We start from the raw sequence: 14,516 nt of genomic DNA on the forward strand, positions 1-14,516 counted from the left end.
CTTCGGTGTGCCTTCCCAGTGACCCGGCGATCGAACCGGTGCTCCCGGGCCTTCACCCGGCCCGCGCCGATCAGCGCGACCGCGGCCGGCGAGTCGGCACGCCGTGAACGTCGCTGGCCGGCCTGTGGCTACCAGCGGCTGGTGCGGGAGTGGGCGGTCGCGGCGCGGGTGTGGATCAGGTTTGCGGACAGCAGCAGGTCGCGGTCGTCCAGGACGGTCGCGGTCGGGGCGTCGGCGACCACGCGGTGCTGCTCGCTGAAGACGACACAGCGGTCGGCCAGGTCCGGCAGGGTGTCCAGGTCGTGGGTGGCCAGGACGATGGTCTTGCCGGCCGAGCGCAGCTGCTCCAGCAGCTCGATCAGCCAGAACTGGGTGCGCGGGTCCAGCGCCGCGGTCGGCTCGTCGAAGAGCAGGACCTCGGGGTTCATCACCAGCACCGACGCGATCGCGACCCGTTTCTTCTGGCCGCCGGAGAGCTGGAACGGGGCGCGATCGGCCAGGTCGGCGATGTCGAGCATGGACAGGACGTCGTCGACGCGGGTGTTGGCGGTGTCGCGGTCCAGCCCGAGCTGGAGGCAGCCGAAGGCGACCTCCTCGCGTACCGACGGGGAGAAGACCTGCGCGTCGGAGTTCTGGAACACGAAGCCGACGCGGGCGCGGAAGCCGTGGTTGAACTGCTCGTCCTCGAGCTTGTCCTCGGTGACCTCCTCGCCGAACGCGGTGAACGTGCCACTGTCGGCGAACAGCAGGCCGTCGAGGAGCTTGAGCAGCGTGGACTTGCCGCAGCCGTTGGCGCCCAGCAGCGCCACCGTCTCGCCGCGCTCCACGCGCAGGCTCACGCCGTCGAGGGCGGTGAAGCGGTCCAGATACCGGTAACGGAGGTCCCGGCACTCGAAGACGGTGCTCATCGTCCCACCTTGTGGTCGGCCACCAGGATCGCCACGGCCAGGGCGGCGGCGAACAGCGTGAACGCGATGTCGACGCCGCGCAGCCGGAAGCCGCTGAGGGTGCGGGCGTTGCCGGTGTAGCCGCGCGCGGTCATCGCCTGGTGCACTTCCTCGGAGAGCTGATGGGCCTTGCCGAAGAGGGTACCGGCGCCGGCGGCGACGAACCGGCGGCCCGACTTGACCTCGCCGCGGCCGGTGTCGGCGACGAGGGTGCGGGCCTTGCGTGCGGTGTACATGTCGTCGACGGCGTCGAGGAGCAGGAAGAGGTACCGGTAGGCCATGCCGATGATGAGCACGAAGATCTTCGGTACCCCGAGCGCGCGCAGCGCGGCCAGCAGCCGCGCCCACGGCGTGGTGAGGGTGAGCAGCACGACGAGCGAGATCGAGGTGGCCACCCGGGCCACGATGATCCCGGCGCCGTGCAGGCCCTGCTCGGTGACGCCGTGGGTGTGGCCATGCCAGTGCCACAGCGGCAGCAGCACCTCACCGGGCGTGACGACGGAGAGGGTGGCCGGCAGGACCACGATCCCGGTGAAGATCGGGATGAACAGCCAGACGCGCTTGATGAAGTACCCCAGCGACAGTCCGGAGGCGACGGCGAGCGCGACGGTGGCCGCGTAGGCGCCGACCAGGATCGGCAGCGAGTGCACGAGCGCGACGACGACCAGCAGGCCGACCATCGTGACGAGCTTGACCCGCGGGTCGAGCCGCTGCAGCAGGCCCCGGCCGGCGGCGACGTCCTCGGAGAACATCGCCTGGCGCAGGACGCCGGTGGCGCCGGCCAGGGTCTTGCCGACGAAGCTGCCCTTGCGCCGCTTACCGATGCAGCCGCACGGACACAGCCCGACCTCGGGCTGCAGCAGCCAGGCGGGCGTGTTGGTGGTGGTGGTAGTGGTCATGACCCGGCCGCGTTGGACGACACGGACGGCGCGGGCGAGACGGGCGGGGTGTCGAGGTCAGCGGCCTCCCGCTCGCCGCCGCGTAGCCGGCCGATGAGCCAGGTGATGCCGAAGACGAGGGCGGCGACGACGACCACGCCGATGAGGGCCGAGAGGCTGTACTGCCACCAGCTGCCGTCGCCGTAGTCGGGCAGCAGCGTGCTGCCCCAGAAGTCGGTGTACTTCTGCAGCCCCTCGGGCACGGCCCCGAGGTGGTACTTGGCCAGGTCGAGGTCCTCGGGGGCATCCTCGCCGAACGCCCCGCCGGGTGCGAGCAGGCCGAGCGGGCTGACCAGGGCCATGATCCCGAGGGTGACCAGCGCGGCGCGGACCGGGCTGACGGGCCTGCGCCGCACCTCCTGCTCGGTCAGCGGTACCTCGGGTGCGTTGATCCGCAGCAGCGGCACGTTGGCCCGCTGCAGGTAGGCGACCACCCCGCCGGTGAGGACACCCTCGACCACGCCCGCGATGATCAGGTGGGCGAGCATCATCGCCGGGATCGCCTGGGAGAGGTGGAACGGGGAGTACAGCGGGGTGCCGTCGGCCTTGTGGAACAGGTCGGGCTGGATGCCGAACTCGATCGCGGTGACCAGCGCGGAGGCGTTGAGCCCGACGTAGGCGCCGGCGACGGCGGCCCAGACCCGCCGGCCGGAGGTCAGCGCGGTGTTGCGGGTGAGCAGCCGGTAGACGCCGTAGGACACGAACGGCAGCACCACCGCCATGTTGAACGCGTTGGCCGGAAACGCCAGGATGCCGCCGTCGCCGAAGAACAGCGCCTGAATGAGCAGGGCTATGGACACGGCTATGCAGGCCGCCCATGGCCCGAGCAGGATCGCGATCAGCCCGCCGCCGACCGCGTGCGCGGTGGTGCCGTCGGGGATCGGGATGTTGAACATCATCACCACGAACGAGAACGCCGCGCCGAGCGCCACCAGCGGCACGTAGCGGCTCTTCACGACCTTCTTGACCCGCCGGGCCGACTGCCACCACAGCGGCAGCATGGCCACGCCGAACGCGGCGCACGTCTGCGGACTCAGGTACCCGTCCGGAATGTGCATGACGCCCCTCCCCCTGCCACGCGCCTCCTTGGCGTTAAACGCAGTCTGCGGCTATCGCAAGTTCTGTGCAACAGCAAGCCGCATGCGTGAGACGAGATCGTCACCCGTCATCGCCCGCTACTCGTTCATGGCCGCCGAGCGTGCCACCGGATCATGAACGCCACCGCCCCGCCGGCTGAACGTCCGGCAGCGTGTTTAGCCATGTCCGGCGGCGGTAGGCCCTCAGTGATGGAGCCGTCACAGATGCTGCCCGCGCGCGAACAGATGGCCTTCACGCTCGGGTTCCACATCATCCTGGTGCCCTTCGGGCTGGCGTTCACGTTCCTGATGCTGATCGCCGAGTACCGCGGGCTGCGCCGGGGCGACGCGGCGGCGCTGCGGCTGGCGCGGCAGTGGTCGCACGTCGCGGCGGTGCTCTTCGCCGTCGGCGCGGTGTCCGGCACCGTGCTGTCGTTCGAACTGGGGCTGCTGTGGCCGGGGCTCATGGGCCGCTTCGGGGCCGCGTTCGGCATCCCGTTCGCGATCGAAGGACTGTTCTTCTTCCTCGAGGCGATCTTCATCGCGGTGTACGTCTACGGCTGGGACCGCCTCCGCGGCCGGGCGCACTTCTGGACCGGCGTGCCGGTCGTGATCGCCGGCGTCGGCGGCACGCTGTCGGTCGTCGCGGCCAACGCCTGGATGAACCAGCCCGCCGGGTTCACCCTGCGCGACGGCCGGGTGATCGACGTACGGCCGCTCGGCGTCATCTTCAACGGCGCGTTCTGGTATGAGGCACTGCACATGCTGCTGGCCGGCTACATGGTCGCCGGCTTCCTCACCGCCGCCGTCTACGCCCGCGCCGTGCACCGCGACCACACCGACCGCCACGCCCGGCTGGGGCTGCTCATCCCGCTGACCATGGCGGCGATCATCACGCCGGTGCAGATCGTCGTCGGCGACATCGCCGCCCGCGAGGTGTTCCACCGCGAACCGGCGAAGTTCGCCGCGATCGAACTGGTGCCGCAGACCGGGACCCACGTGCCGGAGATCCTCGGCGGCTACTACCGCGACGGCGAGGTGCACCTCGGCCTGCCGATCCCCAGCGGCGCGTCGATCCTGTCCGGCTACCGGCCCGGCACCGAGATCCTCGGCCTGAACGTCGTCCCGGTCGAGGTGCGCCCGAGCGACCACGAGATCACGGTGGCGCACCTGGCCTTCGACGTCATGATCGGCGCCGGCGTCTTCCTGCTGGCGCTGTCGGCCTGGTTCGCCCTCGCGTGGTGGCGGCACCGGGACGTGCCCGGCGGGCGCTGGTTCCCCCGCGCCACGATCGCCGCCGGCATCCTCGTCGTCGTCGCGCTGGAGGCCGGCTGGGTCGTCACCGAGGTCGGCCGGCAGCCCTGGACGGTCGTCGGGCACCTGCTCACCCGCGACGCCGTGACGCGCTCCGGTGACGTGTGGCTGTTCTTCGCCGCGACGCTACTGCTCTACGCCGCCGTGGCCGCCGCGACCGTGCACGCCCTGCGGGTGCTGCGCCGCCGCTGGCACGAGCGGGGCGTCGGCCCACCCGACGTGCCCTACGGCCGGTGATGGCATGAGCACGTTCGCCGCCGTGGTGCTGTTCACCGGCGTCGTCTTCTACGCCGTGCTGGGCGGCGCCGACTACGGGGCCGGGTTCTGGGACCTGACCGCCGGCGGCGCCCGGCGCGGCCGCGCACCGCGGCACCTCATCGACATGGTCCTCGCCCCCGTATGGGAGGCCAACCACGTCTGGCTGATCTTCTGCCTGGTGATGCTGTGGACCGGGTTCCCGGCCGCGTTCGCCGCCATCACCACCACCCTCTACGTGCCACTCGGCCTGGCCGCCCTCGGCGTGGTGACCCGCGGCTGCGGATTCGCCTTCCGCAAGGCCTTCACCGCCACCGAGCACCAACGCGCCGCCGGGGCCGCGTTCGCGTTCTCCTCCGTGCTCACCCCCTTCTTCCTCGGCACCGTGGCCGGGGGCATCGCGTCCGGACGGGTGCCGTCCACCGGCGGCGGCGACCCGCTGTACAGCTGGCTGAACCCCACCTCGCTGCTCGGCGGGGTCCTCGCGGTGCTCGTGTGCGCGTTCGTCGCGGCCGTGTTCCTCACCGCCGAGGCGCGCCGGCGCGGCTACCACGGCCTGCGCCGCTACTTCGCCCGGCGGGCCCGCATCGGCGCGCTGGCCGCCGGATTCGTCGCCGTGGCCGGGATCGGCGTCCTGCACGCCGACGCGCCGCACCTCACGCACGGCCTGCTCACCCGCGGGCTGCCACTCATGATCATCTCCGCGGTGTGCGGCCTGGGATCGCTGACGCTGCTGCGCCACGCCCCACCCCGCGTGGCGCAGGCCTGCGCGGTCGGCGCGGCGGCGACGGTCGTGGCCGGCTGGGGCGTGGCACAGTACCCCTACCTGCTCGGCGACCACCTCACCATCGCCGAGGCCGCCGCGCCGGCACCGACCCTGCTGGCGTTGACCGTCGTGGCCGCCGCCGCGCTGATCCTCGTTGTGCCGGCACTGGCGCTGCTGTTCGCCCTGCACCAGACCGGCGACCTCGGCGACACCTGACGCGTCGATCAACAGACCGGGGCGGGCGGGCGGCGGTAGAGCTCGGCGACGGCGGCGATGTCCGCGTCGGGCAGCTCAACGCCGGCGGCACGGGCCAGGTCGACGGCCAGGCGGGTGTCCTTCGCCCCGAGCCTGTTGCTCCACCACGTGTCCCGGGCGCCGGTGAGCACGTCCTCGAAGCGGTTACGGACCCCCTCCACCAGCGGGCTGTCGCCGAGCAGCTCCCGCAGCTGCTCAGCGGACAGGCCACCGACCCGGCCGACCGCGACCGACTCGGCCAGCGCCACGACCTCCGACAGCAGCAGCAGGTTGGAGGCCAGCTTCGCCGCACCGGCCAGGGACGGCGAGTCGTACCGGCGCACCGCCGGCGACAGCGCCGCCAGGACCGGGCGCAGCCGGTCGACGAGGCCCCGGTCGCCACCAGCGAGCAGGATCGCCTGACCCGCCCGCACGGCGACCGGGTTGCCGAGGATCGGCAGGGCGAGGTATCGGCCCGGGAACCCGGCGGCCAGCTCCGCGCTGAGGCTCGGCGAGACCGTGGAGCAGTCGACGTAGACGGCCCGCTCCTCCAGCTCCTCCCGCAGCGGCCCGAGCGCCACCGACCGCACGGCGTCGTCGTTGGCGAGCATGGTGACCACGACGTCCGCACCGCGCACGGCGTCGGCCATCGTCGGCACCTCCCGCCCGCCCGTGGCCACGACGTCGGCGGCCCGTCCCGGCGTGCGGTTCCACACCCGCACCCGGTGCTCACCCTGCAGCAGCCGCGCGGCGATCGCGCGGCCCATGTTGCCCATGCCGAGCACGGCGATGTCCATGGGCCGCGGCTACCCCGGGCGACCGGCCACCAAACCCGCGATGATCATCCCTGCTACCAGTCGTGCACGGTGCCGTCAGCGAGTCGGTTGTACGGCAGGTACGCCCGCGCGTACGGGTACTTACCCGCCTCGTCGACGTCGAGCTCGACCCCGAGACCCGGCCGCTCCCCCGGGTGCAGCATCCCGCCGGACCAGGTGAACGACTGCTGGAAGACCTGGTCGGTCCGCGCGCCGTGCATCATGTACTCCTGGATGCCGAAGTTGTGGATGGCCAGCCCCAGGTGCAGGGCAGCAGCCATGCCGACCGGCGAGATGTCGGTCGGGCCGTGCATCCCGGACTTGATCTGATACTGCGCGGCGAAGTCGAGGACCTTCCGCAGGTGCGTGATCCCGCCCGTGTGCGTCACAGCGCCGCGCACGTAGTCGATCAGCTGCTCACGGATGATCTGCTGGTAGTCGAAGACGGTGTTGAACACCTCCCCGATCGCCAGCGGCGTGACCGTGTGCTGGCGCACCAGCCGCAGCGCCTCCTGGTTCTCCGCGGGCGTGCAGTCCTCGAGCCAGAACAGGTCGTACGGCTCCAGCGACCGGCCCAGCCGCGCCGCCTGAATCGGGGTGAGCCGGTGGTGCGCGTCGTGCAGCAGCGGCAACTCCGGCCCGAACTCGTTGCGGACCGCCTCGAACACCGTCGGCAGGTGCCGCAGGTACGAGCGGGTGTCCCAGTCCTCCTCGACCGGCAGCGGGCCACGCTGGGCCGGCTCGTGGTCGTAGCGCACCCCGGCATTGGCCTCGGCCGTGGCGTTGGACGCGATACCGTAGATGGCGTTCAGCCCGGGCACCCCGGCCTGGATGCGGATCGCCCGGTAGCCCAGCTCCTGGTGCCGGCGCACACTGTCGAACAGCTCCGGCAGGTCCTTGCCGGACGCGTGCCCGTAGGCCAGGAGCCCGGTGCGCGACGCCCCGCCCAGCAGCTGATAGAGCGGCATCCCCGCCGCCTTGGCCTTGATGTCCCACAGCGCCACGTCGACGGCGGCGATCGCGGCCATCGTCACCGGCCCGCGCCGCCAGTACGCGCCGCGGTACAGCAACTGCCAGGTGTCCTCGATCCGCCCGGCGTCCCGGCCGAGCAGCAGCGGCACGACATGGTCGCGCAGATAGGCGACCACCGCCAGCTCCCGGCCGTTGAGCGTGGCGTCGCCGAGGCCGGTGAGCCCGTCGCCGGTCGTCAGCTTGAGTGTCACGAAGTTACGATCCGGGCTGGTGACGATGACTTCGGCCCTATCGATGATCATGTGCCGTCCCTCACGGTCGATCGGCGGCGGATGCCGTCCGGGGCATCGCGATTCTGCCGTCACACCCGCGAACCGGCCAGGGCGTAGTGGCACCCATGCAGCGTGCGTCCGGTCGGCGGATCATCGTGTGGCGCAGGGCCGGGCCGATGGCGGCAGCGTGCGTGCCGTCATAGTGGGCGCCAGGTTGCGGCGGCAAGCCGCTTTCCCGCGGGCCGAACCTGCTACTCACCGACGGCGCCAGGAAGGACGTCAGCCGTCCCCGTACGTCGTGCTCGGCACAAGCAACAGGTGAAGCGCGGCAGGTTCCGCCACGACAAGGTCGCCACCGAACCGCGCCCGCTCGCAACTGACCGATCCACAGCCATACACGCCGGCACCGGCCAACGGCGCCGCGCAGCACGACGGTCGGTGACCGACCTCTGTATCGCGGCATAGGGCGTGCACTATCTGACATTATGGGCTGCCGTTCGGGGCGGTGGTTTCGGTCGGGTTCTGGGATAATTGCGTACATGGGGCAGCTGGGATTGTTTTCGAAAACGGAATTGGCTGCCATGCGTGACCGGACCAGGTCACGTCGTTATTCTCCGGCGAAGGAGCAGTTCCGCCGGGAGCATGCCCGGCATCGGGACTGGGGCCTGGCCAAACGCCACTCCGAGAAGCTCCGCCGTGTCCGCGGTGACACCCCACCGGCGGTCAGCGACCAACGGGACGGATCGGTGCAGGAGCCGGTGCCGCCCTCGCCGCCTCCGCTGGTCACGCCACCTGACCAGGAACGAAGTCCCGCGAGCAGCACCGCGGCAAACGACTGCGGTCCCGCACCGCGCCAGGTGGGCGGCGCCGGGCGGCCCGGTCCTGTCCCGAAGCGTCGTCTCACATCCACGCCACAGCTACGCCGGCCCGGCGGGCCGGCAACGCATCGAATGCGTAGGCGGCAACATACGCCACCGGTGCAGCGCGGCCGTCTTTCGACAATGCCGCGCACGGCCGGGCGGCATTTCCGCCAAAGGCTCCACAAGGCAAAAACAAGCAACCGCTGCCCCCATGGACCGCCGGCACAGATTCCCGAATGTCTCGACAACGGCGATTCACGAGGCATTTTCATCGTCCCCTTAGGGCTCCTCGCAACTGGCTTCAATCGCGGTGGTCACCGTCTCGTCTCTGCAGCACACTGTGGGCGTGAGGACGATGGCGACCTTCCGTCTCTTCGGAGACGGGGTGAAGGGCTCGGCGGACGGCGTAACCGCGCACCTTGGACTGCAGCCCAGTCATGTTTCGCAGCAAGGGCTGGGCTGGCTGCTGTGTAGTGCATCTGGTCCCGAGGACGACGTCGGACTCGCCGTGCAGCTGCGTCAGTTGCTGGACATCCTTGAGCCGACGACGGATCAGCTCTGGGAACTGGCAGGAGCGGGATACGAGGCGAACTGGCTGTGCTACCTCGGCTCCCATACAACCGAACATGCGGCAGAGCTGGACCGGGACACGATGCGGCGCCTGCTCGCTTTGCCTGGGGATTTGTGGCTGGACATCTACGACGAGGAACCACCAGCGTGACGCTCGCCCGGTGGACGCTGCTCCTCCACCAGTTGTAAGACCAGAATGCTCTGGACGATCATGCTTGAATCTTCCAGGTCTTGAGGGTTGCAACTGCGCGGTCACCGGTGGCGTGAACGCGGGCGTGGGATCTGTTGACGGCACGCTGGCGTCGCGAGAGCCGGGGTCGAGATCGATGGCGTTTGAACGGCGTGCGGACTGTGCCCGCCGGCGCAGTTGGTTGACGTATCGATCAGTGCGTGGATGCGGGCGGCGGTCAGGTCGTGGACCGCACCGGGCGGCGCGGGTGAGGCCCAGACGAGCCGGCCCGACGGATCGGCGAGGACCTGCGCGTTGACGCCGTGGCGCTTGTGGTTACCGGAGTGATAGGGCTGCTGGTTGGCGACCCGATCGATCGAAATGAGGGTGCCGTCGAGGATGGCGTACGCCAGTTCGGGCCGCGCGGCGAGCGGCGGCGGTGACGTCCTCGGCGTGGGCGGCGAGCAGGCTAACGCCTTCGCGGACGTAGCGCCAGGCGGTGCTGGTGCCGATGGCGAAGCCGGCGACCAGCCGGGTATACGTGTCGCCGTTGCGCAGGTGCGCCAAGACCAGCAGCGCTTGTTGTCCTGGCTCCAGGCGCCGCACCGATCTTGTGGTCAGGGTCTTCGTCGCGGGGTAGAAGTCGGCGGCGGCGAGTCCGACCGTCGACGCGGAGCGCGACCGCCGCACCGAGCACCAGCAATCCCGACGCGACGCAGCTGGCCGCCGGAAAGGGCCCTGCTCGGCCGGTCCGCCAAGTCAAGCATCGACACCCGGCGCAGCGCCCCGGCTGCGCTGTCCCAGGCCTCGCGACGGCTGAGCCCCTTCAACCAGCCGGCATAGGCGACCTGTTCACGCACCTTCAGGCCGGGCATCGCGGCCACGTGCTGCGGGTGGACTTACCTGCCCAGGACAGTCGCGCCCGGCTGGAATTCAAGGTTCAGATCGCGGAAGACGGCGACGCTCCTGCGGTACTGAAAGGAACACCCCGTGATCAGCACAGACACCCAACCCACCTCAGGTGATGTGCGCGAGCGGTCCGGACTACGCGCCACCGGCCGACGACAGCATCGAATTCGTCACGTGACGGAAGCCGGCATCCGCCGCGCGGCATGAAGGCTGGTAGTCATGAGAAGCCAGCGCGCCGAGGAATGGACGGGACCCGCGGATGGGAAGTGAGCGCAGACGCTGGCTGATCCTGGTCGTCGGCATGCTGGCGATGACGGCCGGCAGCACGTTTCAGTACGGGCTCGCCTACCTGATTCCAGCATTTCGGGACGAGGGCCTCTCCCTGCAACAGGCTGGCATCCTGGTCGCCTGCCCCACCGTCGGCGTGGTGCTCACGCTCATCGCCTGGGGCGCCGCGGCCGACCGGTGGAGCGAGCGCGTCGTGCTGTCCACGGGCCTCGGGCTGGCCGGCCTTGTCCTCCTCGCCGCCCGGTGGGCGCACGGTACGGTGAGCCTCGCGATATGCCTGGCGCTGGCCGGCGCAGCCGGCGGCTCGGTACTGGCGACCGGCCGGCTCATCCTGGGCTGGTTCGCGCGGCACGAGCGCGCATTGGCGATGGGCATCAGACAGAGCGCACAGCCGATGGGTCTCGCGCTGGCCGCCGCCACGCTGCCCGCCCTCGCTGCCGGCGGCACCGGCGTGCCACTGTTGTTCCTCGCGGCGCTGTTCCTGGCCGCGGCGACAGCGGCATTCGTGTTCGTGCGCGATCCAGCCCCACAGCCGCCCACCGCCGGCCAGAAGGCATCCGATCGGAAGCCGGCCTCGACGTCGCCCTACCGTACTCCCCGGCTGTGGCGCATTCATTCCGCCAGCGCGCTGCTCGTCATCCCCCAGTTCACCGTCACCACGTTCGCGCTCGTGTTCCTCACCGACGCCCGTGGCTGGACGGCCCTCGACGCCGGGTACCTGCTGGCAGGCACACAGGCGGGCGGCGCCCTCGGCCGGCTCGGGGCGGGCTACTGGTCGGACCGCACCGGCAGCCGGCTGAAGCCCGTGCGGATAATCGCGATCTCGACCGGCGTGGGAATGCTGGCGCTGGCCGCCGCCGCCGCGGCCGGATCGAGCGTGGCGGTACCCGTGCTGCTGTTCCTGGCGGTGGTGGCGGTGAGCAGCAACGGCCTGTCCTTCACCGCCGTCGCCGAATACGCGGGCTCCGCGTGGGCCGGCCGAGCCCTCGGCATCCAGACCACGAGCCAGAACGCACTGGCGGCCGCCACTCCGCCGGTCCTGGCGCTGGCGATCGGAGCTGCGGGCTTCGCGCCGAGTTTCGCCGTGGTAGCCGCGTTGCCCCTTGTCGCTGCGATACTCGTCCCGGTCACGGCCGAGCGGACCGCGATCGTCGCCCAGGCTGGCGAGACGGACCCGGCAACCGCAGGGCGCTGAGGGCCTGCGTTCGTAGCTGAAAGTCTTCGTCACAACCGCTAATGTGTCCTAGGAAACTAGGTTGGGAGTCTCCCCGGCGTTGCCTGCCGGGGCGGGGACGTGCCACGCTACGCCGGTGCATCCGCTGAAGCTGATCGAGACCGGTGCTGGGAAGTACTCGCTGCTGCTCAACGCCGGCACGACCGACGTCGACCTGGTGGTGTCCGAGCTGGGACACGAACCCAACGGGTACTTCTGGGAGGGTGTCGCGCGGTTCCTGGTCGCGCACGAGGCGCAGGGCCTCGACGGCCGGTTCCGCTACGACCCGGAGGGCGGCATGTTCTGCGCGTACGGCACCGACCGCGCCGCCCTGGAGGAGCTCGGCACCGTGATGGCCGGCGTGGCGACCGACGCCGATCGGATCCGCCTCCTGGTGCGCTCGGCGGAGGCGGAAGGCTTCGAGTTCGACGACTGATACGCGCCGCGGTCCGCTTGCTCCACGGCCGCCCGTGAGCCGGCCGGTGATTGCCGCACGAGGATGGGGGCGGTTTGAGCGCGCGGAGCGTCTACCGGTGGACGATGTTGTCGATCATCGTCGCGTGCACGGTCGTCTCATATCTCGTGCTCACCCGCCGTGCCGACGGGCACACCGCCACGCCGGGCCAGCGTCCCGATTTCCAGCTGCCGTTCCCGTGCGGCGAGGTGTGGCGCCTGACGACGTACCCCGGCCACGACGACTACGACATCGACTTCTTCTACACCGGCGGCCCCAGCGGCGGCCGGACAGTCGTGGCCTCGGCGGCCGGCACCGTGACGTGGGCCGGCTGGAGCGCCACGCTCGACAACGGCGCCCCTGCCCCGCCCGGCAGCTCCGGCACCCGCGGCGGACTCGGCTACGGCGTGATCGTCGACCACGGCGGCGGCTGGTTCACCGAGTACGGTCACCTGGCGAGCGAGCCGGAGGTGCGCACCGGCCAGGTCGTGCGGCAGGGTCAGCCGCTCGGGAGGGTCGGCCACACCGGGTCCACCCGCGTCGACCACCTGCACTACGAGCAGCTCGACGACAACCGCGACCCGCGCCGCACCCGCGGCGTGCAGGACAAGGTCGAGTCCGTCTTCGACGGCGTAGCATCCGGGATCACCTCCGACGGCAGCGCCGCCACCGGCCCGCTGCGCGTCGACGGCCCGCCGTCGCCGGACCGGGAGCGCACCAGCCGCAACTGCCCACCCACCGGCGGATCGTCGGCGCCGTCGCCGACCCGCGGCACAGGTCCATAGCACGCCTCGCACCGTGACGCCGCTCCGCCATGGCGTACCTCATGCTGCGCCCCCTGCTCGCCGACGTCGCGGAGGACGACATGTGCGGCGTCACCGTCAACCGGGTGTTCCCGGCCAACGAGCGCTGGCACCCGCTGCTGATGCGCGCCCTGGCCGGCATCCCCGACGTGCGGGCCGGCGACTCGGTCTGGTGGCACTGCGACATGATCCACAGCGTCGCCCCGGTGCGGAACCAGCGCGGCTGGGGCAACGTCATGTACATCCCGGCGGCGCCGTGGTGCCCGCGCAGCGAGCGGTACGCCGCGAGCGTCCGCGATGCCTTCGAGACCGGTTCGAGCCCGGGCGACTTCCCGGAGGAGCACTACGAGCGCACCTGGCCGGACCGCTTCCGGCTCGCCGAGCTCAACGAGCGAGGGCGCCGCGGGCTGGACCTGAGCGCGGCGGGGTGATCGCGGTCAACCAGGTGTCTTTCTTCAACGGCCTCGTCGAGTACGACGTGGCCGCCGACCGGATCACCCGCATCCGCGAGCTGCCCAAGAACCCGGCGACCAGCCCGGACCGCACGACCTGGGTCAACGACTCGCGCCACCACGGCCTGTCGATGAGCCTCGACGACACGAAGCTCTGCGTCGCGGGCACGATGGACGACTACGCGACGGTCGTGGCCCGTGCCACGCTGCAGGAGGGCGCGCTGGTCCCGGCGAGCAAGCCGTACTGGGCGACGGTCAGCGGCGACGGCCGGGACTGCGTCATCTCGGAGTCCGGCGCCGACCAGGTCACCGCGATCAGCTTCGCCACCGGCCAGAAGGTGACGAGCGTGCCGGTCGGCGACCACCCGCAGCGGGTGCGGATCGGCCACGTGCCGGTCGGGTGGACCGCGCCCTGAGCAGGGCTCAGCCCGCCATCAGCGCGCGCTGTCGCGCGCCGAGCGGGTGCCCCGGGTAAGCCTCGATGCCGGCGGCTACCCGGCGGCGCCGAACACCGAGGCGCGGCGGCGGTGCACGGTCGGCGACTCGATCTCGTCGAGGACGGCCACCGCAAGGTCCACATAGGACAGCGGAGCGTCCTCGGCGGGGACCGTCTCGCCGCCGAGGCGGTACCTCCCGGTGCGCGCGCCCTCGTGGCGCAGGCCCGCGGTCGGGGTCAGCACGGCCCAGTCGACGTCCGCCGGGCCGGCCTCCAGGCGCCGCAGGCCGGCGAGATGGGCCAGCGCGAACGGCCGCAGCGGTGGCGGGAACGCCGACGGATCGTCCAGGACGAGGCCGCCGCCGGGCGTGTGCAGCGTCGCGAACAGGCCGATGACGACCAGGCGGGCGGGGCGGGCGGCCAGCAGCGCGTCCGCCGCCTTCGCGAAGTAGTCCGCAGTGTCCGACGCGTCGAGGCGGGCCAGGGCCTGCGGGCTCGACGCCGGGGTCACCGCGCTGACGAGCGCCGCACAGCCGGCCGCGGCGCGGGCCACCTCGCCGGGGTCGGTGACGTCGGCCCGGGTCACGGTGACCGACGGGGACGCCAGGTCGGCGTGGGGCGGCACGCGGCGTACCAGTGCGGAGACCTCGTGGCCCCGCAGCACCGCCTCGGCGGTGATGGCGCGACCGGCCCGGCCGCCGGCGCCGAAGACTGCGATCCTCATGTCCGCGACGCTACGGCCGGGGGTGCCGGTTTCCGCAACGATACCGGCG

The 14,516-nt window shown here is 71.4% G+C and carries 13 protein-coding genes and 3 pseudogenes; 8 read left to right on the forward strand and 8 right to left on the reverse strand.

Annotation, left to right across the window (positions count from 1 at the left end; translation table 11 throughout):
- Positions 1-128 precede the first annotated feature (128 nt).
- The 3 genes from AB0367_RS34600 to cbiM are packed head-to-tail and all read right to left on the reverse strand — an operon-like array spanning position 129 to position 2,943.
- Complete coding sequence (locus AB0367_RS34600; RefSeq protein WP_366230716.1) at positions 129-908, reverse strand: ABC transporter ATP-binding protein; 780 nt, start codon at positions 906-908, stop codon at positions 129-131.
- Positions 905-1,846 carry a cobalt ECF transporter T component CbiQ gene (gene cbiQ, locus AB0367_RS34605; RefSeq protein WP_366230717.1) on the reverse strand — a complete coding sequence of 314 codons (942 nt, stop codon included), beginning with the start codon at positions 1,844-1,846 and terminating at the stop codon, positions 905-907. Before cbiQ ends, AB0367_RS34600 begins: the two co-directional genes overlap by 4 nt.
- A complete protein-coding gene (gene cbiM / locus AB0367_RS34610) occupies positions 1,843-2,943 on the reverse strand; it encodes a cobalt transporter CbiM (protein ID WP_366230718.1) in 1,101 nt (366 codons plus the stop codon). Before cbiM ends, cbiQ begins: the two co-directional genes overlap by 4 nt.
- Before the next feature lie 228 nt (positions 2,944-3,171).
- On the opposite strand from cbiM, the gene AB0367_RS34615 reads away from it, so the two are divergent.
- Both AB0367_RS34615 and AB0367_RS34620 read left to right on the forward strand, forming a co-directional pair.
- Positions 3,172-4,512, forward strand: a complete 1,341-nt coding sequence (locus tag AB0367_RS34615) for a cytochrome ubiquinol oxidase subunit I (protein WP_366230719.1) — start codon at positions 3,172-3,174, stop codon at positions 4,510-4,512.
- Between the two features lie 4 nt (positions 4,513-4,516).
- A complete protein-coding gene (locus AB0367_RS34620; RefSeq protein ID WP_366230720.1) occupies positions 4,517-5,512 on the forward strand; it encodes a cytochrome d ubiquinol oxidase subunit II in 996 nt (331 codons plus the stop codon).
- An 8-nt stretch (positions 5,513-5,520) separates the two neighbouring features.
- Here AB0367_RS34620 and AB0367_RS34625 read toward each other — a convergent pair whose 3' ends face one another.
- Positions 5,521-6,327, reverse strand: a complete 807-nt coding sequence (locus AB0367_RS34625) for an NAD(P)-dependent oxidoreductase (protein WP_366230721.1) — start codon at positions 6,325-6,327, stop codon at positions 5,521-5,523.
- A 53-nt stretch (positions 6,328-6,380) separates the two neighbouring features.
- Positions 6,381-7,619 (reverse strand): D-mannonate dehydratase ManD, encoded by a 1,239-nt coding sequence (gene manD, locus AB0367_RS34630; RefSeq protein WP_366230722.1) that lies wholly within the window; start codon positions 7,617-7,619, stop codon positions 6,381-6,383.
- Between the two features lie 1,185 nt (positions 7,620-8,804).
- Here manD and AB0367_RS34635 point away from each other — a divergent pair.
- A complete protein-coding gene (locus tag AB0367_RS34635; protein WP_366230748.1) occupies positions 8,805-9,170 on the forward strand; it encodes a DUF4279 domain-containing protein in 366 nt (121 codons plus the stop codon).
- On the opposite strand, the pseudogene AB0367_RS34640 reads toward AB0367_RS34635, so the two are convergent.
- Both AB0367_RS34640 and AB0367_RS34645 read right to left on the reverse strand, forming a co-directional pair.
- Positions 9,146-9,791 (reverse strand): annotated as a pseudogene (locus AB0367_RS34640) (transposase family protein); the annotation flags it as partial. The gene AB0367_RS34635 and the pseudogene AB0367_RS34640 overlap by 25 nt on opposite strands.
- Before the next feature lie 95 nt (positions 9,792-9,886).
- Positions 9,887-10,183, reverse strand: a pseudogene (locus AB0367_RS34645) (ABC transporter); the annotation flags it as partial.
- A gap of 173 nt (positions 10,184-10,356) precedes the next feature.
- Between AB0367_RS34645 and AB0367_RS34650 the strand changes: the two are divergent.
- The 5 genes and pseudogenes from AB0367_RS34650 to AB0367_RS34670 form a co-directional block, all read left to right on the forward strand.
- A complete protein-coding gene (locus AB0367_RS34650; protein ID WP_366230723.1) occupies positions 10,357-11,580 on the forward strand; it encodes an MFS transporter in 1,224 nt (407 codons plus the stop codon).
- A 115-nt stretch (positions 11,581-11,695) separates the two neighbouring features.
- Positions 11,696-12,034 (forward strand): Imm51 family immunity protein, encoded by a 339-nt coding sequence (locus tag AB0367_RS34655; protein ID WP_366230724.1) that lies wholly within the window; start codon positions 11,696-11,698, stop codon positions 12,032-12,034.
- 74 nt (positions 12,035-12,108) lie between these two features.
- Positions 12,109-12,837, forward strand: coding sequence for a M23 family metallopeptidase (locus AB0367_RS34660; protein WP_366230725.1), 729 nt, complete (start codon positions 12,109-12,111; stop codon positions 12,835-12,837).
- Positions 12,838-12,866: 29 nt separating this feature from the next.
- A complete protein-coding gene (locus AB0367_RS34665) occupies positions 12,867-13,286 on the forward strand; it encodes a YbiU family protein (protein WP_366230726.1) in 420 nt (139 codons plus the stop codon).
- Between the two features lie 11 nt (positions 13,287-13,297).
- Positions 13,298-13,723, forward strand: a pseudogene (locus AB0367_RS34670) (YncE family protein); the annotation flags it as partial.
- Positions 13,724-13,798: 75 nt separating this feature from the next.
- On the opposite strand, the gene AB0367_RS34675 reads toward AB0367_RS34670, so the two are convergent.
- Positions 13,799-14,467 (reverse strand): NAD(P)H-binding protein, encoded by a 669-nt coding sequence (locus tag AB0367_RS34675; protein ID WP_366230727.1) that lies wholly within the window; start codon positions 14,465-14,467, stop codon positions 13,799-13,801.
- Positions 14,468-14,516 lie beyond the last annotated feature (49 nt).

This window comes from Dactylosporangium sp. NPDC051484, from assembly GCF_040689395.1.
Lineage (GTDB): Bacteria > Actinomycetota > Actinomycetes > Mycobacteriales > Micromonosporaceae > Dactylosporangium.